This is a genomic window from Stappia stellulata (genome assembly GCF_020176715.1).
Lineage (GTDB): Bacteria > Pseudomonadota > Alphaproteobacteria > Rhizobiales > Stappiaceae > Stappia.
This window is the reverse complement of record NZ_JAIVMF010000001.1, coordinates 391,925-415,718: the sequence shown is the minus strand read 5'-3', so window position 1 is coordinate 415,718 and position 23,794 is coordinate 391,925. Positions and strand designations below refer to the sequence as shown.

The following is a 23,794-nucleotide window of genomic DNA, read 5'->3' as shown; positions in this document are numbered from 1 at the left end:
CGGGTTTACTTTCCGAATTCGCGTTCAAAGAAGATGCCGGCTTTCGATTCCCCGTCGGCGCCGACCTCGCCGCGCAATTTCAAGGACTTGGTGATGTCGATGTCCACCGTCACGCGGCTGGAATCGGCACCGCTGCCCTGTTTTACGCCCAGATAGATATTGTCGCTGAGGTATTTGCCCACCGCGAGCGACGGTCCGCCGTCGCCGCCGGTTTCCACGTCGATGGCGTCGAGGCCGAGCGACTTGCGCAGGCTGCCGAGCGGTCCCTCGCCACTGCCGCCGGTAAGCGTCAGCACCGAGGCGCCAAGCTGCGCGATCTGCGTCGGGCTCAACTCGCTCATGCTCTTGTCGAACAGGAAGCGGGCCAGCACCTCGTCCTGCGGAAGTTCTGGGGCGGAGCTGAAGGCGATCACCGGTGCGTTGGCCGGCCCCCTGACCGTGATTGTGACGGCGGCGTCGCTCGTCTGCGAGGTCGCCGCGAAATCGAGCCGCGGCGTCAGCGAGCCGGTGAAGCCGACGTCGCCCTTGGAAAACACCACCCGCCGCGACAGCACGTTGAGGAGACCGCGTCGCATCGAGAAGGAGCCGATGGCCTGCGGGTTGGCGGTCGTGCCGACAAGCCGGAGCGATCCGCCCATTTCCGCGTCGAGACCGCGGCCGCGCACGAAGATCCGGCCGGGCGCATTGACCGTGATGTCGAGCGCGATGGGACGCGCGCCGCCGCCGCCCTCGCTCCCGCCTCCGGCGTCGCGCTGGAGGGCGCGGTCCTGCGCCGCGACCGCCGCCGGCGCGTTCTTGTGGGTGACGGCGACCGGATCGATCGCGCCGGGCAGGCTGCTCGGGATCGAGATGTCGGCCCGTTCGATGGTGACCGAGCCGCCCAGGCGCGCGCCGTTGGTCGTGCTGGCAAGCGGACCCGTCAGCGTGATGTCGGCGGTGACCGTCGCCTGAACGATCTGCCCGTCGGTGTAGCGCCCGTTCTGGACCTGAACGCGCAGATCCGCCGGCATGCCATTGTCCAGGCCGATGCGCCCGCCGGCGCTCAGCGAGCCGCCGCCGGCGATGTCGGCGCGCAATGCGTTGATCGCGAAGCCGGTGTTGGCAACGTCGATGGAGCCGGTCAGGTTGCGCAGGGAGAAGCCGGTGGCGAGCTGGGTTGCGCTGACGCCGCCTGGCTGCAGCGCAAGCGCATAGGTCGGCGCGGACAGGGTTCCGCCGATGCGACCGCTGACGGCAAGGCTGCCTGTTGCTGAAAAGCCGGACAGGATCAGCCGCTGCCGCACGACGGCGAGCGGGATGCTGCCGGTAACGCCGATGTTGAGCGATCCGGCGCCAGAAAGCGTCACAGGGCCTTCCGCAACGAGCGACAGCCCGTCGGATCCGGTGACCCGCGTTGTCTGCGTCAGGCCGTTTCCGGAATAGCGTCCGGTGGAGGCAAGCGACAGGGCGGCCAGACCGTTGTCGCGCAGCGGTGCGGCGGAGAGCCCGCTGGCATTGAGCGTCCAGTTGGCGACCGGATTGGAAGTCGCGCCGGCGACCGTGACCGCACCATTGAGCGTGCCGGCGATGGCAAAGCCCGGCGCAAGCGCATTGGCCAGCGCCAGCGGCACGGAGGTGATGTCGGCCTTGACGTCGAGCGTGTCGCCCACGGTTCCGGCAAGGGTGAGGCGCCCGTCGCCGAGGCGCAGCGAGAACGGCTCGATGCGCGTGCCGGCGGGGGAGGAGACGATACGGGCGGGCTCGCTCAGCTCAGTCCTGATGCCGCGATAGCGCCCGTCGAGCGTCTTCAGGAGAAGGTCCAGCCCGTCGTTGCCGGTCGCGAGCGTGCCTGTAAGTGCCACGCCGTCGGCGCCGGCGCCCTTGGCGAGGCGGGCGTCCAGCGAAAATTCCGTGTTGTCGCCGGTGCCGCTCGCGGTGATGTCGACCTGCTCGACGGGCGTGCCGCCGGTCAGAATGCCGGTCGCACGTGCCGTGCCGGCAAGGGCCGGGGCGGTGAAGAGGTCGCGCAGGGTCAGATCGGCGTCGAGGCCGGCGACTTGCGTGCCGGCGGCGGAGATCTCCGTTCCCGTCAGCTGGACATGCGCGGTGGCGCGGCCGACCTCTTGCGTGAGGTCGATCTGGCCGGAGAGACGGCCCGCAAGTTCGGTGAGGGCAAGCGCGGAGAATTCGGACAGATCCGGCGCGGCGATGGTCAGGCTGCCGGTCAGTGTCTGTGTCGCGCGGGCGAGGTCGGCAATCGCGAGGTCGCCCGACAGGGTGTTTTCTCCGGCCGTGAGCGACAAGGTGGGAACGCGCAGGCCGTCTCCCTCCGGCTCCGCCCGAAGTGCCGCGGCCAGATCATTGCCGTCGACATTGGCGGTGAGCTCGAGATCTGCGGAGAGCGCCTCCGGATTGGTATCGGCTCTTGCGGAGAGCTGAAGGTCACGCACCGGCTTTCCCGAAAGCAGGAGTTCGACCGCCGAGGCATCGGCCGTGATCACGGGGGCGGTCAGCGGGCCTTCCACACGGGCTTCGACGGTCACCGCGCCGGAGACCTGCGGATCGAAGCGCGCCAGATCGGAGACGTTCAGCGTCAGTTCGGCATTGACCTCATCGAGACCGACGGTGCCGTTCGCCGACAGCGCGAAGGGCGCAAACTCGGTCTCGAAGGACGCGATCTCGGCGGTGAAGGTCTCCGGCGCGAGGGTGACTACGCCGGACATGCGCAAGGGGCCGGCAAAACCGGCGGCGACGTCCGTCTTCGGAGACAGTCTGGCAACGGTCGCGGTGAGGGTGGCGGGGATCTCCTCCGTCGGGTCGCTTGCATCGAGATCCGAGCCGCTCAGCACGACCTGCAGGGTCTCCAGAGCGGCCTCGTCGGTCTCCACGGAGGCTGAGGCTAGGTCGATGCGCCAGGCCAGGGCGGAGAGCTCGCCGCGGGCCGCCGCCGACAGCGTGGTGTCGCCCAGGATGACCCGCCGGTCGGGCAGTTCCAGCGCGATGCGGGCATCGCCCCCGGCGGAGAAACGCAGGTCGACCGTCGCATCAAGCGCGCTGGTCTCAGCGTCGAAGGTGGCGGCGATGTCGCTGGAAAGTGTGTCGCTGGCCGCAGACAGCGACACCTCAAGCGGAACGAAGGCGTCGCTCAGCCGGGCCTGAGCCGTTACCCGGGTCTCGCCCATCAGGAAGGCTTCGGCGACCGGCGGCGCCAGCGGCGTCAGCCGGCCGGAGAGGTCCGCGGTAAGGGTGCGTTCCGCAACGCCGGAGGCGGCGACCGTCTGGGTCAGACGGGCCGTGCCGGAGACATCCGTCTCCCCGTCGAGCTTCAGCGCGAGCTCGGCTTTCCAGTCGTCAAGGGTTCCGTCGCCCGTCAGCGAGAAATCGACGGCGGGCAGCCCCTCGATCTGGAGAAGCCGCGCCGCCAGCCCGCCGCGCGGTTCGCTGGCGCCGACCTGAACGCTCAGCACGTTGCTGGCCCGCTCGTAGCGCAGCCGTGCGTCGACGCTGCCGTCGGTGCCGTCGGTCCGCGAGACGGCAATCTCGCCCGACAGCGACTGCGGCGCAGCCTCGGTGCGAAGCGCCGCGGTCGCGGTGAGCTGCATCGGCGTTCCGGCGACGGCTGCTCCCAGCTCGATCCGCTCCACGCTGGCGGCGTCAAGGTGAATGGCAGGAAGCGCCGGCAGGCCCGGGGGCGAGGGCGGTTCCGGGGCGTCGGGTTCGGGCCCGGGCACCGGCAGACGGGAGAGCGCGACCCGCTCGACGCTGACATTGTCGATGGCGACGAGACCGGTGAAGAGCGCCAGCGGGCGCCATGCGACGTCGAGCCCGGATACGGCGAGATAGGGGCCATCGGCATCGCGCACGACGAGCGAGGCAAGGCGAAGGTCGAGGTCCCAGTCGACGGCGAGGCCGTCGAGCGCAATGCCGCCGCTGTCGTCCGAGGCGGCCCATCCGATCAGGCCGGCGGCGTTGCGGCGCCCGGCGTCTGTCTGCAGCACGGCGAGCGTGCCGACGGCCAGCACCGCCACGAGGATCGCGAGCCCCGCGACCACGCGCAGCGCCATGCGCAGCAGTCCAAGTGCCAGTCTGATCGGTAGCGAAGCGGTCATTCGGTCCTTCAAGTGCAAAAAGGAATCTCGTTACAGCGGCTTGGCCGAGGAGATTGAAGCCAAATCATGGCGTGAGCGAGTCGGGCTGCATAAAGGTGGACTGCCGGAGATCCGGTCGAATCAAAACCTGAAGATCGCGGGCCAGACGCCTGGGAGGACTCATGTTTTCGCAGGCGGGGAAAACTCCAGAGAAAACCGCGGCATGTCTGGGCTTCAAGGCCGCGCCGGGATTGAATCGAAGCCTGAACGATCCGGGCCAAGCGATTCAGGCAAAACGACAAACGGCCCGACTTGAATCGTTATCAGAACGCCTGACTGAGGCCCACATAGATTGCAAAGTCCGGATCGTCCTTTTCCGGGTCGAGCGGCACGGCGATGTCAAAACGCAGCGGCCCGACGGGAGTGAAATAGCGCAGGCCCGCGCCGAAGCCCACCTTCAACCCTCGAGAGAAGTCCGGGTACATCGCGTCGAAACTGTTGCCGGCATCGACGAAGCCGACGAGGCCGATCGTCTCGGTCGCCGTCATGCGGATCTCGCCGGAGGCCTCGACAAAGCTGCGTCCGCCGGTGACCTCGCCGTTCCGCCGCGGGCCGACGTTGCGATAGGCATAGCCGCGGATCGATCCGCCGCCGCCGGAGAAGAAGCGGCGTGCGGCGGGGATGGAGCGCACGGACGGTGCGATGATGCTGCCGGCGCCCAGGCGCCCGGCCAGCACGAAGCGGGCGGCATCGTCGAGGGCTCGATAGGCCGAGATCTGACCGCGGGTGAACAGCATGGCGTTGGCGCCCTGAATGTCATAGGCGGGCTCGGCGAACAGCAGCGCGTTGATGCCCTTGGTCGGGTTCAGCGGGTCGTCGCGCGTGTCGTAGGTCACCTGGCCGATCACGCCGGTGAGCAGATAGGTCTCGTTGCCGAAGACATCGCGCTCGTCGGCGAACTGCACCTCGCCGCCGAATTTGACCGACAGTTCGTCGGTCACGTCGCGCTCGTAGAAGGCATCGGCGGTGATGCTGCGGCTGCGATAGGCATCCGGCACTTCCTGGCGCGCGCCGAGGCTTGTGGTGAAGCGGGTCTGCGGTCCGAAGGCGCCGGGCTTCTCGAAGGCGATCCTTGCCGAATACTCCAGGTCCGACAGCGAATTGTCGCCGATCCGGCCGACGGAGCCCTCGAGGCTCAGCAGCTCTCCCCGGCCAAACAGGTTGCGGCGGCGCCAGTAGCTCTCGACGCCGAACCCTTCGGAACTCGACCAGTTGGCGCCGACGCCGATGACGTTTCGCTTGCGCTCCGAGACCTCGATGGTCACCGGAAGCAGGCCATCGGGGGTGATGCTGTCGGCGGGAACGATCCGCACGGAGGAGAAAATTCCAAGCTCGTTGAGCCGTTCCGTTGCCCGGTCGATCTCCGCCGGGCTGTAAGCGCCGCCGACGGGGAGCATTGCCTGGGTGACGATGAAATCGGGATCGGTCGCCTCGGCTCCGGAGACCGAGACCTCTCCGAACCGGGCCGCGCGCCCAGCAGCGACCGAGAGGCGCACGTCGAGCCGGTTGGTGTCGTGGTCGGCGACGATCTCGCGGCGCGAGATGCGCGCGAAGGGATAGCCGGCCGCCTTCAGGTCGGCGACGATCGCGCGTTCGGCGCGCAGGATCTTTTCCGAGTTCGCCGTTTCGCCGCGCACAAGCCCGTAGCTTGCGCCGTCAAAGACTGTACCGGCGCCCTGCGCGGCATCGTCGGCAGGGGTGATAGCGATCGTGCCGAAGGTGAACAGCGGGCCGGGGTCGACGGAGATTGTAACCGGCACCGGGCGCGGCCCGGGCAGCGAGGGAGCGGCAAGCGCCTGCTGCAGGTCAAGCCCCGCAACGCGGATGTTCACTGTCCCGGCATAATAGCCCTCGACATAGAGGCGTCCGACGAGGCGTTCGAAATCGGACACGGCCCGGGCGATCAGTCCGGCCTCGCCCGAGGGAAGCCGGTCGCCCTGGCTGAGCAGCTCCGAGGAGCCGGTCAGCGCGGTTTCCAGCTCCGGCGGTCCGCCCGAGACACGCAGGCTTGCGGTGTAGGGCAGCGGATCGACGACGGCCGGCTGTCCCTGTTCGTCATCGGAGGACTTGGACCCGAAGGGAAGCCAGCCGAAAAGGTCGAGCGCCTCCGCGCGGACGGGCGCCGTGGCAAGTGCCGCGGCAAGCGCCAGCACCGAGACACAGCGCGTCAATTGCAGCCGCAGCCCGTCAGGCCGCCGGCGCAGGACGCACGGTCTCAAGTTGCTGGTCTCGCAAATACGCACGAGGATATCCGGGTTCGTGTGATCGACTTGCCGATCGTCCTTACGACTATGTGTCGCAAATGGTTGACCGGTCCTGAATGGCCCGCTTGCCGCCGGATTACTGGATCCAGGCGTCATTTCAGCGGTTATGGCATGTTTCCGGCCGAAAGACGATTCCGGGAAGGTGGACGTTGTGTATGCCGGGAGGGCGATTTTCCGCCAATTCGCGTCAAATGGTTTCGTATTCGTTAACCAATCCGGCCGACTATGTTGCCGTTCGACAACACATGAGCGTTACACGCGTACCGGAGCGCTTCCGCCTTGTAACGCATTGGGACGCGATGCTAACTGAAACGCGAACGGCGCGGGTATCACGCCCGTCTGATGTTGAGGCTTTTATGCGGTTTATCCTCCTTGCGACACTGGCATTGGTGCTGACTGGCTGTGGCGGTTTGCCCGGCCAGGGGCCAGCGGCCATTACCATCACGTCGGAGGACATCGAGGGCGATGCGATTCGTTCCAACTACGTTTTGCTCTCGCTCGACAGCGAGATGCTGAACAAGCTTCACGCCTATCGTCCCGCGCCCTTTGCCAGACAGTTTAAATCCGTGCCCAATCGCGGCCGGTCGGCCCGCCTCGGGATCGGCGACCGTCTGGAGGTCACTATCTGGGAGGCCGCGCCGGACGGGCTGTTTTCCACCACCGGTGGCAAGCAGGTTTCCATTCCCGCCGTCATCGACGAGAGCGGCCGTATCTTCATTCCCTATGCCGGGCGGATCCGCGCGGCGGGCCTCAGCGTCGAGGGGCTGCGCGTCGCCATCCAGGAGCGCCTGAAGGGCAAGGCGATCGAGCCTCAGGTTCTCGTCGCCGTCGAGGGCAGCGAAAGCACCGGCATCGTCGTGGTCGGCGATGTGACGAAGCCGGGGCAGTACACCATGTCCGCGCGCGGCATGCGTCTGCTCGAGGCCGTGGCGCAGTCGGGCGGCTCGCGCGAGGCGACCTATGAGACCGTTGTCACCCTCAAGCGCGGCAATGCCTCCGGCGAGGCGCGACTGGTCGATCTGATCAACTATCCGGAAAACAACGTCTGGCTTACCGCCGGCGACAATGTGCTCGTCACGCACAAGCCCCGGACCTTCTCGGCCTTCGGGGCCGTCCGCGACACGAAGCTCGTTCCGTTCAAGACGGAAACGGTCACGCTTGCGGAGGGCCTCGCGCAGGTCGGCGGTTTGAAGGACTTCTTCGCCGATGCGGCCGGCATCTTCCTGTTCCGCTTCGAGAACCGGGATCTGGTGCGCCAGCTCAAGGGCGATGCGGTCGACAAGATCCGCGCCACGCGCATTCCGGTCGTTTACAAGCTGAACCTGCGGCAGGCCGAGGCCTTCTTCCTTGCCCGTTCGTTCGAGATGCGGGACAAGGATATTATCTACGTCGCCAATCATCCGACCGCGGAACTGGGCAAGTTCCTGCAGATCATCGGGCCGCTGATCTCCAATGTGAACTCGGCGAACGGTCTGATAGGCAACTGATTTCCGGTTGAATACCTGCCTCGCGGATCATTTAAAAAACGGTTGGTTCCGCCGCGGGCGGCGGACCCTTCGCCACGGGCGTCCAGGCGACGGTCCCTCTCGCGGCCGGGGAAAGATGACCGAAGACCGAGATAACGAACGCGAGACGTCAGGCCGCGCGCCGCAGTCGCGGGTGCCGGCTCGTGTCGTGCTGTTTCTGCAAGGGCCGCCGTCCGACTTTCCGCGGCGCGTCGCCGATGCGCTCGAGGCGCTCGGCCACAGGACCCTGCGGATCAATCTCAGCCTTGCCGACTGGCTGCTGTGGCACGATCGGCGTTGCGTGAACTATCGGGGCAGCCTGGCGGACTGGCCGGCGTTTCTTGAGCGCTATCTGGTCGAACAGGGCGTGACCGATGTCGTGTTCTACCAGGACCGGTTTCCCTATCACTCGGCGGCGCTGGAGGTCGCGCATCGGCTTGGCGTGCGCGCGGTGGCCTATGAAAACGGCTACCTGAGACCCGACTGGATCACCGCCGAGCTCGACGGAATGTCCGTTCGCTCACTGTTTCCCGACGACGTCGAGACGATCAAGACCGCCGCCCGCGCTCTTCCTCCCGTCGACATGACCGAACGCTTCCGCAATGTCTTCTGGCTGGAAGCGGCACATGAGGTGGTCTACAACCTGTTGAACGCCTTTGATTTTCTTGTGTTTCCGCACTTCGACGCCGACAAGATCTATCATCCGCTGTTTGAGTATGTGATGACGCTGCCGCGCGTGCTGCTTGCCCGCCGCAGAGACCGGATCGCGACCATCCTGATCGACGACCTGATCGAGTCGGATTGCCCCTGCTTCATCTTCCCGCTGCAGATGCAGAGCGACTACCAGCTTCGCTACAATGCGCAATACGACCATCTGAGCGACGCGCTCGACGAGGTGTTCGCGTCTTTCGCCAGGCATGCGCATCCCGCCGCCCAACTCGTCGTGAAGCTGCATCCGATGGATCAGGGCATCGAGGCCTGGGGCAAGATCGTGCGCCGGCTGGCGCGCAGGCATGGCATCAAGCGCCGGGTCCATCTGGTCGACGGGGGCAATCTCGTCACCTTGCTGAAACATGCAGCCGGGGCCGTCATGGTCAACAGCACAACCGGACTGCATGCGGTCAAGGTCGGCTGTCCGGTGAAGGTGCTCGGCATGGCCGTCTACGATCTGCCCGGGTTGACCTGCCAGCTGCCGCTGGACCGCTTCTGGCGCACGCCGCAGGCGCCGGACGCAGATACCTATCAGGCCGTTCAGCGGCTGATGGCGCATGCCATCCAGATCCAGGGCAACTTCTACACGCGCAGCGGAAAGGCGGCGGCGGCGGACAAGCTGGCCGAGCGGATCGCGGCGGGGACGATCAACCGGCCGGGCTGCGATGCCGGTCCGGCGCCGCGGATCGCGCGTGCCCGCGCCCTCGGCCTTCCGGTGACCTTCGCGGACGAGATCGACGCGCGCGGCAAGACCGGGAGGTGGTGGCGTGCGTGGCGCGGATAGGCGGTGCTTCCTGTTCCTGCAGGGGCCGCTCTCTCCGCTCTACCGGCGCATCGGTAGCGCGCTGACGACGGCTGGCCACAAGGTTTTGCGGATCAACTTTTGCGTTGGCGACTGGCTGCATTGGCACGGTCCGGAAACGCTCTCCTACCGCGGACGGTTCGAGGACTGGCCGAACTGGATCGCCGACCGGCTCGAGCGCGCGGGCGTGAGCGACCTGGTGATGCACGGAGACACGCGGCCCTATCACCGTCAGGCCGTGATCGCGGCGGAGCGTCTCGGTATCACCGTGCATGTGAGCGAGCTTGGCCTCATCCGGCCAGGCTTCATGACGCTGGAGCGCGGCGGGCTCGGGGTGTCGAGCCGCTTTCCCGTCGACCCTGATGCCGTCGCCCGTTTGCAGGCGCGGGCCGGGGAGGTGGATATTGCGCCGCGCCATCCGGCCTCCTTCGCGCTGGAGGCCTGGCAGGACGTGAGCTACCACCTGCCCAATGTGGCGCTCGGGTGGTTGTTCTTTCCCCATCACCGCCGGCACACGCCGATGTCGCCGTTGCTCGACTATACACTCTGGCTGCGCCGGCTGGCGGGCGCATCGGCCCGCGCCCACATGGCAAAGGCCCGTCAGCAGGCGCTGCTTGGCAGTCATGCCCCGCTCTTCCTGCTTCCGTTGCAGATGGAAGGCGATTATCAGATCGTCGCGCAGTCGCCCTATGGCTCCGTGCGCGATGCCCTGCAGGTCGTCATGGCGTCTTTCGCCCGGCATGCGCCGCGGGACGCGCGGCTGGCGATCAAGTCGCATCCGCTCGACAACGGCTGGATCGACTGGGCCACAGAGATCGCGGACAGGGCGCGGGACCTTGGGCTTGGCGACAGGGCCGTGTTCCTGGATGGCGGGGATCTGGCGGCGCTGATGGCCCGCGCGGAGGGTGTGGTGACGGTCAATTCGACCGTCGGCCTCGATGCGCTGCGCGCCGGTCGCCCGGTCAAGCCGCTTGCGCCGGCAATCTACGACGGTCCCGGTCTCACCCATCAGGGAGAGCTGGAGACATTCTGGGTCGCGCCGCAACCGCCGGACCGTGCCCGGGTCGCGGCTTTCTTGACGGCGATTGCGGCCTGTACCCAGGTGCGCGGTACGATCCATAATCGCGGCGGTCTCCAGGAGGCGGTTGAGGGCATGACGGCGCGATTGCTCTCGACGGAGCCGGTTCCGCCCGAACTGGCGGGTCCGCCGCCGCGGCTTGAGCGCGCCAGAGCGCTCGGCATCCGGTTGTGAGCATGGCGTGGAGGATGAGCCGATTGTGACCCATGGGTTGGGCGATCCCGACATGACAGGTGACCGCGTGGCGCGCGACGCGCTGCGGCGGCGGGATGCCCTAGCGGACCGTCCGGCCTTTTGCTTCGGTGCGAAGCCCTGGAATCACAGGGCGATTGCCGCCGCCTTCGGGAGCGAAGAACATCCGCTCAGCTTTTGTGACGATGCAAGGTCGGCGATAGACGCGGCCCGCGTGCGGGGCGGGCGTGTGCTTGGCTGGGCGGCCGCCGTGTCCTCCGTCGAGGAGCAATTGGCCAGCGAGGCCGGTGTGGAGCTCTGGCGGATCGAAGACGGCTTTCTGCGCTCCGTCGGGCTTGGCGCCGGGCTTGCGCGCGGGTCAGCACTCGCCTTCGATGATCTGGGCATTTATTTCGACGCCACCCGCGAAAGCCGGATGGAGCATCTGTTGCGGACGCGTCGGCTGGACCCGGACGAGCGGGCGAGAGCGGCGGAGCTCAGACGGCGCATCGTCGCGGCGAGGCTGACCAAATACAACGTCGGCCGGCCGGGTCCGGCGCTGCCACGGCCGTCGGCGCGCGAGGCGATCCTTGTGCCCGGTCAGGTGGCCGATGACGCCGGTGTGCGGCGCTCGCTGAGCGCCACGATCGATTGCGCCGGCTGCGACAACGTCAATCTCGAGCTCCTGCGGCAGGTGAGGGCGCGCAATCCTGACGCCTGGATCGTCTACAAGCCGCATCCCGATGTTGCGGCCCGTCTGCGCGCCGGCCGGCTGGAGGCCGACGTGTTGCGCCAGTTTGCCGATCATGTCGCCGGTGACGGCGATATTGTCGGCTTGATCGAGGCGGTCGATCGCGTGGAGACGTTTTCATCGCTGACGGGCTTCGAGGCCCTGCTTCGTGATACGCCGGTCACCGTGCATGGCATGCCGTTCTATGCCGGCTGGGGCCTCACCGAGGACCTGACACCGATGCCGCGACGCGACATTCGCCTCGATCTCGACACCCTCGTCCATGTCGCGCTGGTCGACTATCCCGTCACCCTCGACCCGAAGACGATGCAACCCTGTCCGCCGGAGGTGCTGATCGACCGGCTGGTGGCGCAACGCGCCGACCCGCTTTACGGGCTCGTCCGCCTGATACGCCAGCACGCGTCCTGGGTCGGTCGCAAGATCGGCTTGTGAGGCGCGTCGCCTACTCCGGCGCGGATCCGTTTCTGACGAGGTCGGAAAACCGGGTGTTTTTCTGCCGGATGGCGGCGAGTTCTTCGGCCGTGGCATCGACCGCGCGGTCGATCTGCGCGTCGGAATGCTCGCTGGTGATGAAGAAGCGGATGCGCGCGGATTTCTCCGCAACGGCGGGAAAGACGATCGGCAGCGCGTTGATGCCGCGCTTTAGCAGCCGGTTGCACAGCGTGACCGCGCCGATGGAATCGCCGACGATGACGGGAATGACGCTGAACCCGGCGCTCGGGCCGGTGTCGAGACCGGCGTTTTTCGCGCGCGCCAGGAAGCGGTGTCCGTTCGCGGCAAGCCGGCGCAGACGGTCCGGCTCGCGGTCCATGATGTCGAGCGAGGCAAGGGCTGCGGCGGCAAGCGGTGGCGAAAGCCCGACGGAGAAGACGAAGCCGGGCGCGGTCGCGCGCAGGTAGTCGCACAGCGCCTTCGAGCCGGCGATATATCCGCCGCAGGCGGAAAACGTCTTCGACAGCGTGCCCATCCACATTTCCACGGCCGTAGGGTCGACGCCGAAATGCTCGGCGATGCCGCGTCCCCTGGTGCCCATCACGCCGGCGGAATGGGCTTCGTCGACCAGAAGCCAGGCGTCGAACATCTGCTTGATGCGGATCAGCCGCGGCAGGTCGGGGAAATCCCCGTCCATGCTGTAGATGCCCTCCGCCGCGATCAGCACCCGTTCGAACTTGTGACGCTGGTCGGTGAGCAGGCGTTCCAGGGCGTCGAGGTCGCCATGCGGGAAGTTCATCCGCGCGGCGCCGGACAGGCGCGCGCCCTCGCTGATCGAATTGTGCACCAGCGCATCGGTGACGATGAGGTCGCTCGACGAGAGCAGATGGCCGATGGTGGTGACATTGGTGGCATGGCCGCTCACCATCACGACCGCATCCTCCACGCCGTGCAGCGCGGCCAGACGTGTCTCGAGGGCGCGATGGATCGGGCGTTCGCCGGCAACCACACGGCTGGCGGACGCGCTCGTGCCATAGGTCTCTAGAGCCTGGAGCGCCGCGGCATTGACCTCGGGATGGCCGTTCAGGCCAAGGTAGTTGTAGGAGGCGAAATTGTCGTGCTCCACGCCGTCGATGCAGGTGGTGGCGCCGGCGATGCCGTCATGCGGCTGAAAGAAGGGGTTCTCCAGGCCGATCATGTCGGCGGCCGCGCGGTGCATGCTCAACTGGCGAAAGGCTGGAAGCTTTGAAAAGTCGAACGCCGTGACCGGCGGCGGGGTTTTTGCCGCCCGGTCCGCCCGGGGCGCGGGCTTGCGGCCGCGCGCGGCCTCGTGGCTGGCCCGAAGGCTTGCCATCAGGTCGCGGCGGTGTCCGGCACCGGATGGTGTGTCGCCCTCGCGGCTCACAAAAGGCTCCTCACGTCCTTGGTCTTTTCTTCGATCCGGGCGGCGACATCGGCCATGTCCTCGCTGCTGGCGAACGCGTCATCTCCAAGATGCTGCATCGCATTTCTTTGCGCCTCGTCGGACAGGCCGTCGCCGTCGCGGGATCCCGATTGCACCTGATCGACAATCCGTGCGGCCATGTCGGCCAGTGTCGCGCCGTTTGCCAGCGACATCAACGGAATGTCGATGCCGAACTGGCGTTCGGCCGCCATCCTGAGTTCCAGCGCCATGAGGGAATCCATGCCGACATCCGCAAGCGGGCGGGCCGGATCGATTTCCTCCTCGCCGATGCGCAGGATGCGGCCGATCTCCACGGCGAGCAACTGACAGATCCGGGCAATCGCCGCCGGGCGGTCGAGCCCGTCGAGCAGGCTGGCGAGATCGATCGCCGCAGCTTCGCCTCCGGCGCCTTCCGTGGTCTCGATGCCGAGGCGTTCGGCATAGGGCGTGGCGAGAAGCGCGAGGTCGCGCCGCGCTGCGGCCCAGTCGATGCGGGCATAGCCGGTGGCCGCCTGTCGGACGTCTGTCTGGGCGTCGCTCATCAGGGCGGCGAGCCCGTCCAGCGCCTCGCGTGCGGTGAGCGCGTGCCGTCCGAGCTTGCGGGCGAGCTTGTCGCCGACCTCGGCATTGCGCGCCAGATAGCCCGCGTCGGAGATTGCCCCCCAGGCCACGGCAAGGGCGGGCAGACCCTCCGCCCGACGTTTGGCGGAAAGCCCCTCGAGATAGCCGTTGGCGGCAACGTAATTGGCCTGACCCGGATTGCCGACCAGCGTTGTCGCGGAGGAAAACAGCACGAACTGCTGCAGGTCGTCTTCACGCGTCAGCCGGTCGAGCAGTTCGGCGCCGCGCACCTTGGGTGCAAGCACCTTGCGCAGGGCGTCTTCGCTCAGGTTCGCGATCAGCGTATCTTCCAGCACCATGGCCGTGTGATAGACGCCGGCAAGACCGCCGCTTGCAGCGCGGATGCGGGCAAGCGCGCCGGCCACGGCGGTTTCGTCGGAGGCATCGCAGGCGTGGGGCGTGACCCGGACGTTGCGGGAGCCCAACTCGGCGATCAGCTCAGCCGCGCCATCGGCCTGCTCGCCGCGACGCGACAGGACGGCGATCTCGCGTGCGCCCATATCGGCGAGCCGCCGGATCAGCTCCGCTCCGAAGCCGCCGAAACCGCCGACGACGACATGGGCCCGCTCCGGGTCCAGGCGAACGGGGGCGAGCGCCGGCGCGACGGGGGAGGGCGGCTCCTGCGGCGGCGAGATCACGATCTTGCCGATATGGCCGGCCTGCTGCATCAGCCGGAAGGCCGCGACGGCATCATCCGCCCGGAACGTCCGGTAGGGAAGCGTGTGAAGCGCGCCCGTGTCGAAGAGTTCCATGACCTCGCTCAGAAGACGCTGCGCCAGATCCGGCTGGTGGACGAGCAACTGGTCCGCATCTATGCCGAAATAGCTGAGGTTCTGGCGGAACGGCCGCAGGCCGAGATGGGTGTTTCCGTAGAAATCGCGCTTGCCGAGTTCCAGGAACCGGCCGAAGGGCCGCAACACCGACAGGCTGCGCTCCATCGCCTCGCCGAACAGCGAGTTCAGCACCACATCCACGCCCTTGCCCTGCGTGATCCGCATCACCTCGCCGGCAAAGGCGAGCGAGCGGGAATCGAGAACATGATCGACCCCGAGCCCTTCGAGCAGGGCGCGTTTCTCGGGACTTCCGGCGGTGGCGAAGACCGTTGCGCCGGCGTGTTTTGCAATCTGGATCGCGGCAAGGCCGACACCGCCCGCGCCGCCATGGATCAGGACGCTCTCGCCGGCCCGAAGCCCGGCAAGGTGGATGAGCGCGTAGTAGCTCGTCAGGAAGGCGACGGGAATGGTTGCCGCCGCCGCGTCCCCGATCCCCTCGGGCGCGGCCACGCAGCCGGTTTCCGACACGAGCACGTGACTGGAAAAACAGGCCGGGGCGAAGGCGATCACCCGGTCGCCCGGCTTGATGGAGCGCGCCTGCGGACCGACGCGCACGACCTCGCCACAGCACTCCATGCCAAGCGTCGGGCCGGCAAAACCGTCCTCGAGCGCTTCTTCCGGCAGGAGACCGAGGGCCCACATCACATCGCGGAAATTGAGGCCCGCGGCGCCGACGGCGATCTCGACCTCGGATCCGGTCGGCGCCTTGCGCGCCGTCGGTTTCCAGGCCAGCCGGTCAAGCGACCCTTGCTGCGCAATGTCGAGACAGATCCCGTCCAGCCGGGGGGCATCGGGATCTTGCAAGACCGCAGGGGGGACGCGCTCGAGCCGCAGGCCAAGCCGCCGGTCGCCGTCGAGGACGATTTCGCGTTCCGCGTCGGGACGGATGACCTGCGTCGCGATGCGCAGGGCGGCCGTGCTCGGATCGAGATCCCTGCGGATGTCGAGCAGCCGGATTTCGGTCTCCGGGAATTCGTTGATGGCAACCCGCCCATAGGCCCAGACGCCGGCCTGGACCGGATCGGGGGCACGGCCGAGAGCGGCGGCTTGCGCGCCCTCCGGCGCCACGATCAGCAGCGGTTGACCGATCCGGGCGCGACCCTGGAGAAGGCGCGTGAGCCCCCACAGCCGCCGCGCGCCGGCTTCATAGGCATTTCCCGCCGGGGCGAACGCACCAAAAAGATCGATCACGCCATGTCCGGCGGCCTCGGCAAGATCGGCATTCTCCGTCCAGGCGGCCGCGTCGTCGAGATCGAGCGACCAGTCGCGGTCCGACACCCGCCGCGTTGCAGAGCCGGGAACGGCAAGGCTGGCATCGATGCCGCTGGCGCCAAGCGTAGCCTGCAAGGCGCCGGCGACGGCGCGCCCCGGTCCGTCGGCGTCGCACAGGATCAGCATGCGGCGCCGGTCCTGCGCCTCGGTCTCCTCGGGGATGTCCGCAAGACCCGCAGCCGGCGCGGTCGCCAGAACAAGCATTGCATCGGCCAAGCCGGTTTCCAGCGGCCGTGCGATCGCGGAGACATAGCCGGCGGCGCGAAGTGCGGGCTCCCATTCCTCCGCGCTCCGCAACGAGGCCGGCGCGGCCGCCTCATCCGCATCCGCGCTCCACCAGTCCCGGCCACAGCCGAGGATCAGGTCGAAGGCAAGGCTCGGCGCCCGTTCAACCGCAATCAACTGCCCGCCCGATGCCATCAGCCGCTTGAGGTCCGTGAGCCTCACGGAACCGGCATGACCCAGGGAATCGCAGGCGAAGACGATGTCATAGCCGCCGGCCTGGGGCAGATCGGCGTCGTCGGCAGCCACAAAGCGCGTGTCCGGCCGTCCGCGCCACTGGCGCTGCAGCCGGTCGAGCTGTGCGCTTGCGGTATCGGTCACCGTCAACTGCGCGGTATGCGCGTCCAGTCGTTCGCTGATCGCTGCCGCCAGCCTCGCCCGGCGCGATCCGACGAAGAGCACGGCGACCGGACGGTCGTCGGGCAAGGACGCGAGAACGTCGTCGGCAAGCGCGAGCAGTGGCGCCTCTAGCGCGGCATTTGCCGGGCTTTCGTGGCGATAGGCCTCCAGAAGAGCGGCCGTTGCAAAGGTGCTCGCGGTGTCCGGCAGGCCCGCGCGCAGCAGCGCCGGCAGGTCGCGCGCAAGCCGGGCCAGCAATGCCGCCTCGACCCCATGCGGGTTGGACATCTCGAACAGCATGTTGAGGAGCGTCGTGGCGGACAGCGCGGGGTCCGGAGGCGTCACCTGCCACTGGCCGTCGGCCTCCTGCGTGAGGTCGTGAAGCGCGAGTTCCTGCAGGAAATGGGCGACGAACGGTCGCGCCGCGTCATGGATCCTGCCGGTCTCGACCGCCAATGCGGGCGAGACCGGGTCGCGGCCGAGAACCTCAAACAGGCAGGCGTGAACCACCGACCGTGCCAGTGCGTCGAGCAGAAGCCGGTCGTCCGACGGGGAGAAACCTGCGTCCGCCTCGGCGACAAGCCCCGCCGCGCGGGCGCGCGCCGCAATGGTTTCGCAGGCAAGGCCAAGCGGGGTGTCGGAGCCGGCCAGAAGCCGCGCCTCGACGCGATAGGCGGACACCGGACCGGCCTGATCGAGATGGAAGTGCACGGCCTTGAAGCGAACGCCGGAAAGCCGGGCAACCGGCGCCCCGTCCGCGTCCAGATAGAGGAAGCTTGCAAGGATGGAGCGGGGGCTGGCACGCTCGATAGTGATCACCACCGAAGCAGGGTGCGCCGACGGGGCGAAGAGCTCCGCCGTCCCGGTACGCACTGGCAAAAAGCCGCCGCCGGTCTGGTTTTTTTCGTGGGTCGAGAGCAGCGCGAACAGGCCGTGGAACCCGGCATCGGCAAGGGCCGGATGCAAGGAGAACGGACGGCTTGCGTCCTCGTTCGATGCCGGCCGCAGGGCAAGGACGGCGGTTCGCTCATTCACGATGTCGGCATGATCGGCGAGGCGGAAGGCCTCGCCGTACCCGAGACCGTGGGCGCGCGTCATCTCGTAGATGGTGTCATGGGAAATGCGCAAGCCATCGGGGGCGGCGGAGGCGGGATCTGGCGCCTCGGGCGGGGCGGCGGGCGTGCGGAACCCGGCGCGGGCATGCAGCGACCATTCGGCTCCCGACAAGCGCGGGCGGGCGCAAATCTCGATCATCCGGTCGTCTGCTGACAGACGAACCCTGGTTTCCTGCGGCTTGCCGGGGTCGAGCACGAGCGGACGCAGGATGTCCATGTCATGCAGTTCCGCCGCAGCTTGGCCGGTCCATTCCAGCGCGGCGCGCAGGCCGATTTCCACAAAGCCTGCGGCCGGAAAGACCACGGCCTCCTCGACCTTGTGACCCGCAAGGAACGGGTGCAGCTCGGCATCGATGAGATTGAACCATTCGCATCCGTCCGGCTTCAGGCGCTGACCGGCAAGCGGCCAGTTGCACGACCCCAGGATGCGTTCGTCGGTCTCGGCAAAGCTGAAAGGCGTGTTCTGCCAGGGGTAATGCGGCAGGGCCGGGAGGCCCGCGCCTTGCGGGCCGACATAAAGGTCGGCATCCGGCAGCGCTCCCGCGACGACGATCCGCGCGGCGACGGGATCGAGCGCCTCGGCCGTCGGGAGCTTTTCGGAGGGCTTGTCGAAAGAGGTCACCACCGCGGCGGAGGCGCCGGCGGCTGAGAACGTGTCGCGCAGATAGGTGGCGAGCAGCGGGCGCGGGCCGATTTCGACGACAACGCCGGCCCCGGCGCCGGCCATGTTTTCAACCGCCTGCGAGAAGCGGACGGGCTGGCGCACGTTGTCCCACCAGTAGGTGGCGTCCGGCGTGACGGTCTCCGCATCCGGATGGACGGAGGAGAAGAACCCGCGTCTGGCAGGCGATGAGGGGATCGCGCCGAGCGCGTCGCGCAACGGCGCCTCGATCGGATCCACCAGCGCGCTGTGGAAGGGATAGGCGATGTCCAGCTTGCGCAGGGCCCAGCGGTTGGCCCGGGCATGACGGGCGAAGGCGTCGATGCTGTCGGACGGGCCGGAGACGGTGACGCTGCGCGGCGAATTGATCGCGGAGATCTCCAGTCCGGGGAGAGCCGACGACGCAATGGCCGCGCGCGCGTCGGCTTCCGGCAACAGCAGGGCTGCCATGGAGCCGAGGTGGCGGACGAACTCCTGCTGGGTGGAACGGACGTGAATGATCCGGGTCGCGGTCGGCAGGTCCAGCATGCCCGCGCACCAGGCCGCGGCCACCTCGCCGACGCTGTGGCCGACCACCATGTCCGGCACGATGCCGCGCTTTTCCAGCGCTGTCACGATCGCCACCTGAAGCGTGAAGAGCATCGGCTGGGCGATTTCCGTCCGCCCGATCTCCTGATCCAGATCGGCGGAAAACAGCATGGTGACCAATGACCAGCCGGACACGGCCATGAAGTGCCGGTCGACCGCCTCGAAGGCCTCGCGAAACGTCTTGTCGGACTGATAGGCCTGCTGGCCCATGCCGGCCCATTGCGCGCCATTGCCGGAGAAGGCAAAGGCCAGTCCGCCGCGCTGGGCGAGGCTGCGCCCGGCTACGGCGGCGGGATCGTTTTCTCCGCTGGCAAAAGCCTCGAGCGCGGCGCGCTTTGTCGCGCCGTCGCCCAGCACCACGAGGCGATGGTCATGCAGGTCGCGGGTCCGGATCGCGGCATCCGCGACCGTCCCGGCGGCAACATCCGGTTGTGCGTGAAGTGCAGCGTAGCGGCCCGCAAGCGCACGAAGCGCGGCCTCGCTGCGGGCGGATACGACCAGCGGCGCATCGTCGGCAATCCTGCTCGCCGGTTCGGGCCGGGGGGCGACCTCGCCGATCACGGTATGCGCGTTGGTGCCGCCGAAGCCGAAGGAATTGATCCCGGCGAGTTGACGGGAGACCTCTCCGGACAGCGGCAACGGGTCGCTTGCGACAGACAGGTTCAGGGCGGCGAAATCGATGTTGGGATTCGGCGTCTCGAAATGCAGGGAGCGCGGCAGCAACCGGTTTTGAAGGGCAAGAATCGACTTGAGAACACCGACGAGCCCGGACACGGGCTCCAGATGCCCGACATTGGTCTTGGCCGAACCGATCGGCAGGACAGTGCCGCGGGCCTGGCCGATCACCTGGCCAAGCGCATTGGCCTCCGCCGGATCGCCGACCTGCGTGCCGGTGCCATGCGCCTCGATAAAGGCGAGATCGTCGGCCGAGATATCGAGATCGTCATAAATCGAGCGCAGCAGCGACGTCTGGGCGGGAGAGGAGGGAAGCGACAATCCCGCCGTTCGCCCGTCCGCATTGATGCCGCTGGCGAGAATGCGCGCGCGCGCCGCAACGCCGGGTGCGTCGCGTCGCAGCACGAGCGCCACCGCCCCTTCGGAGCGCACATAGCCATCTCCCGATGCGTCGAAGGCGCGACACAGTCCTTGCGACGACAGCATCGACGCGCGTGAGAAGCCGATGAAGGAAAACGGGCTGAGCAGCAGGTTCACGCCGGCGACGATGGCGGTTTCGACCTGTCCGCTCTCGATCGCCGCGACCGCCTGATGCAGGGCCACCAGCGACGAGGAGCAGGCCGTGTCGAGGGTGAAGCTCGGCCCGCGCAGGTCGAAGATATAGGAGATCCGGTTGGCGACGATCGACAAGGTGTTGCCGGTCATCGTCTGGATGTCGACCGCGGGCATGTCGAACAGGAGCCGCTGGTGGTAGTCGAGCGCCGAGGCACCCACATAGACGCCGGTGTTGCTGCCCGCGAGGTCGGAGGCTTTCAATCCGGCGTCCTCGATCGCCTCCCAGACGACCTGCAGCAACAGGCGCTGTTGCGGGTCGATCTGCACGGCTTCGCGCGGAGAAATTCCGAAGAAGTTTGCGTCGAATCCCCATACGTCATCGATCTGCCCGGCGGCAAACGTCGCGCTGCGCCCGGGCGTGGCCGGGTCCGGGTGAATGAACGAACGCGAGTCGAAGCGGTCGGCGCCGACCTTGGTAACCGTGCAGCGGCCGTCTTTCAGAACCTGCCAGAACGCATCAACGGACTCTGCGCCGGGAAGGCGACCTGCGAAACCGGAAATGATCGTGTTGTGTGCCCGAAGGGACATGTAAGCTTCTCTCGTGTCGACGCAGCGCCGGGCGCCTTGGCCAATCGCATGCAAGATTGCCTGGAATATGGCAAGCCGGTCAGGCCCCGCGCGCTGCGCAAGGGGCCTGTGGCAGGACCGGGCATTGGCTCATCCGCACAGCAGCAATCCGTGTTTTTTCCGAATATACGCGATCTCTTCGCATATTCAGGGATTTCGACAAGAAAACCAGATATCGCCCAAGGCGTCGATATTGTCGCATTTGACAAAGAACGGAGAAGCTTTCCGCTGTCGGGTCATCTTGGCGTTCATCGTCGCGGGAGTGGTCAGCCGGACTGCGACACCGGTGCATTGCGGGCGCGCAGTCGCTTTTCCCAGTCCAGCGAATGCCGGGCAATCATGTCCAGATCGCAATAGGCGGGGTGCCAGTCGATCAAGCCCAGAAGCGCCGTGTTGTCTGCGATCACGCGCGCGGAATCGCCCTCCCGCCGCGGACCAAGATGAATGGGTACCTCCCTGCCGGCCGCCTTTGCGACCGCATCGATCACCTCGAACACCGAATAGGCCTGGCCGTAGCCGCAATTCGCGGTGAAGCTGTCGCCCCCGTCGAGCAGGTGGCGAAGCGCCAGGAAATGCGCCTCCACAAGATCGCTTACATGAATGAAGTCGCGCTCCGCCGTGCCGTCGCGCGTGGGATAGTCGGTGCCATGGACCGTGATGCTGTCGCGAATCCCGAGCGCGGTCTCGCAGGCGACCTTGAGAAGATGGGTTGCTCCCGTGGTCGAGTGACCGGCGCGGCCCTGCGGATCGGCGCCGGCAACGTTGAAATATCGCAACGCTCCATAACGAAGGCCCGTTGCCCGGGCCGTATCGCGCAGGATCTGCTCGACCATCAGTTTCGACGTGCCGTAAGGGGTGGTCGGCACGGTGCGCGCCGTTTCGGCAACGGGGCAGGTATCCGGGTCGCCGTAGACCGCGGCCGTTGAGGAAAACAGGATCCGCTCGATACCTGCGGCAAGGCAGTTCTCGATGAGCGCGCGCGAGGCGCAGGTGTTGTTGCGATAGTATTTTAGCGGATCTGCAAGCGATTCCGGCACGATGACGGAACCGGCGAAATGAATCACGGCGTCGATCGGTGCAAGCGCGCAGGCGCGCTCCAGCACATCCCGCTCGCCCACATCACCCTGGATGAAATGGGCCTGGCCGGGAACCGCCCAGTCGTGCCCCGTCCTCAGGTCGTCGATGACGACAACGGTTTCTCCGGCATCGAGCAGGCGCCAGACCATGTGGCTGCCGATGTAACCAGCGCCGCCGGTGACCAATGTCGCCATTCTTGCTCTCCGGTTCCGGGCATGCGGATCTGCGAATCGTTCCCGGGGCGGTCCACGATCCGCAGAGGGATGGAGGTAACCGCTTGACAAACCGATGGCAAGCGAACACCAACGCGGCGTCTTTCCGGGGCGGATCGACCGGCGATGACCTCGCGACTGTGTTTGTCTCATTTCCGTCGCAGTTGATTTCCTATAGACGGTCCGTATGCGGCCGGCGCGGTGCCGGCCTTTGCGGCCTTTCCACGCGGACCCATCGGTTCCGGTGCGCCCATCGCCGGCAAACCGTGTCTTTTGCGACTATCGACTTCAGGAGCTCCCATGCGCATTGCGATGATTGGAACCGGATACGTCGGGCTGGTGTCCGGCGTCTGCTTTTCCGAGTTCGGCTTCGACGTGACCTGTGTCGACATTGACGCGGACAAGATCGCCCGGCTGAACGCCAAGGAAGTGCCGATATACGAGCCGGGCCTCGATGCGTTGATCGAGCGCAACCTCGCAGCCGGCCGGCTGGCGTTCACAACCGCGTTCGATGAGGCCGTGGCGGCTGCCGACGTCGTCTTCGTGGCTGTCGGCACGCCCTCGCGACGGGGCGATGGCGAGGCGGATCTTACCTATGTCTATGAGGCGGCGCGCCAGATCGCGCGGGTGATGCGCGAAGGTACGGTCGTCGTCATCAAGTCGACCGTTGTGGTGGGCACCTGCCGCAAGGTGGCCGAGATCCTGCGTGCGGAACGTCCGGGTGTGGACTTTTCGGTCGCCTCGAACCCGGAGTTCCTGCGCGAGGGATCCGCGATCGAGGACTTCATGCGTCCCGACCGCGTAGTCGTCGGCGCCGAGGACGAGCGCGCCGAAGCCACGCTGCGCCGCCTGTACCAGCCGCTTTACCTGCGCGAGACGCCGATCCTGGTCTCGACGCTGGAAAATGCCGAACTCACGAAATATGCGGCCAATGCCTTTCTGGCGCTGAAGATCACCTTCATCAACGAGATCGCCGATCTGTGCGAGAAGGTCGGCGCGGATGTGCAGAAGGTGGCAAGCGGAATTGGACTGGACAACCGCATCGGCGGAAAGTTCCTTCATGCCGGTCCAGGCTACGGCGGGTCCTGTTTTCCCAAGGATACCTCGGCGCTGGCCGCAACCGGCCAACGCCACGGCGCGCCGCTGCGGCTCGTGGAAACGACCATTGCCGTCAACGAGGCGCGCAAGCGCGACATGGCGGAGCGGGTGCTGGCCGCACTCGGTCCCGACCCGGAAGGAAAGTCCGTGGGGATCTTCGGCATTGCCTTCAAGCCGAACACGGACGACGTGCGCGACGCGCCCTCTCTGGTGATCGTGCCGGCCCTTCAGGCACGCGGCGTGCGCGTCGTCCTGCACGACCCGGAAGCGCGCGCCCAGGCGGAGCCGCTGCTTCCCGGAGCGGAATGGCGCGACAATCCCTATGATGTCGCCGACGGTATCGACGTGCTCGCCGTGGTCACGGAATGGAACCTTTATCGCGGCCTGTCCCTGACGCAGATCGCTGGCAGGATGCAGGGAAACACGGTCATCGACATGCGCAACATCTGGCGCGAGGAGGATGTCGCACGCGCCGGACTGGTCTATCGCGGGATCGGCAAGGGCGCGACGTCGAAACGGTCCGACCCGTTGCAGACCGTATCGAACTGAGGCGG

10 protein-coding genes are annotated in these 23,794 nt (G+C 67.1%); 5 read left to right on the top strand and 5 right to left on the bottom strand.

Annotated features, from left to right (window positions below; translation table 11 throughout):
* Nucleotides 1–5: 5 nt before the first annotated feature.
* Nucleotides 6–4,088 carry a translocation/assembly module TamB domain-containing protein gene (locus LC092_RS01910; RefSeq protein WP_224804482.1) on the bottom strand — a complete coding sequence of 1,361 codons (4,083 nt, stop codon included), beginning with the start codon at nt 4,086–4,088 and terminating at the stop codon, nt 6–8.
* A 302-nt stretch (nt 4,089–4,390) separates the two neighbouring features.
* Nucleotides 4,391–6,298 carry an autotransporter assembly complex protein TamA gene (locus tag LC092_RS01905; protein ID WP_224804480.1) on the bottom strand — a complete coding sequence of 636 codons (1,908 nt, stop codon included), beginning with the start codon at nt 6,296–6,298 and terminating at the stop codon, nt 4,391–4,393.
* 149 nt (nt 6,299–6,447) lie between these two features.
* Between LC092_RS01905 and LC092_RS01900 the strand changes: the two genes are divergently transcribed.
* From LC092_RS01900 to LC092_RS01885, 4 genes are all read left to right on the top strand, one after another.
* On the top strand, nt 6,448–7,878 hold the full coding sequence (locus tag LC092_RS01900) for a polysaccharide biosynthesis/export family protein (RefSeq protein ID WP_224804478.1): 1,431 nt from the start codon (nt 6,448–6,450) through the stop codon (nt 7,876–7,878).
* 115 nt (nt 7,879–7,993) lie between these two features.
* Complete coding sequence (locus LC092_RS01895) at nt 7,994–9,391, top strand: capsule biosynthesis protein (RefSeq protein WP_224804476.1); 1,398 nt, start codon at nt 7,994–7,996, stop codon at nt 9,389–9,391.
* Complete coding sequence (locus tag LC092_RS01890; protein WP_224804474.1) at nt 9,375–10,661, top strand: capsule biosynthesis protein; 1,287 nt, start codon at nt 9,375–9,377, stop codon at nt 10,659–10,661. Before LC092_RS01895 ends, LC092_RS01890 begins: the two co-directional genes overlap by 17 nt.
* Before the next feature lie 52 nt (nt 10,662–10,713).
* Nucleotides 10,714–11,841, top strand: coding sequence for a beta-3-deoxy-D-manno-oct-2-ulosonic acid transferase (locus LC092_RS01885; RefSeq protein ID WP_224804472.1), 1,128 nt, complete (start codon nt 10,714–10,716; stop codon nt 11,839–11,841).
* Between the two features lie 10 nt (nt 11,842–11,851).
* On the opposite strand, the gene LC092_RS01880 is transcribed toward LC092_RS01885, so the two are convergent.
* The 3 genes from LC092_RS01880 to galE all read right to left on the bottom strand — a co-directional run bounded on the left by LC092_RS01880 (nt 11,852) and on the right by galE (nt 22,124).
* Nucleotides 11,852–13,195 (bottom strand): aminotransferase class I/II-fold pyridoxal phosphate-dependent enzyme, encoded by a 1,344-nt coding sequence (locus LC092_RS01880; protein ID WP_263626968.1) that lies wholly within the window; start codon nt 13,193–13,195, stop codon nt 11,852–11,854.
* 47 nt (nt 13,196–13,242) lie between these two features.
* On the bottom strand, nt 13,243–20,814 hold the full coding sequence (locus LC092_RS01875) for a type I polyketide synthase (protein WP_224804468.1): 7,572 nt from the start codon (nt 20,812–20,814) through the stop codon (nt 13,243–13,245).
* 305 nt (nt 20,815–21,119) lie between these two features.
* A complete protein-coding gene (gene galE / locus LC092_RS01870) occupies nt 21,120–22,124 on the bottom strand; it encodes a UDP-glucose 4-epimerase GalE (RefSeq protein ID WP_224804466.1) in 1,005 nt (334 codons plus the stop codon).
* Between the two features lie 318 nt (nt 22,125–22,442).
* Here galE and LC092_RS01865 point away from each other — a divergent pair, with 318 nt between their 5' ends.
* Nucleotides 22,443–23,789, top strand: a complete 1,347-nt coding sequence (locus LC092_RS01865) for a UDP-glucose dehydrogenase family protein (protein WP_224804464.1) — start codon at nt 22,443–22,445, stop codon at nt 23,787–23,789.
* The last annotated feature ends 5 nt before the right edge of the window (nt 23,790–23,794 follow it).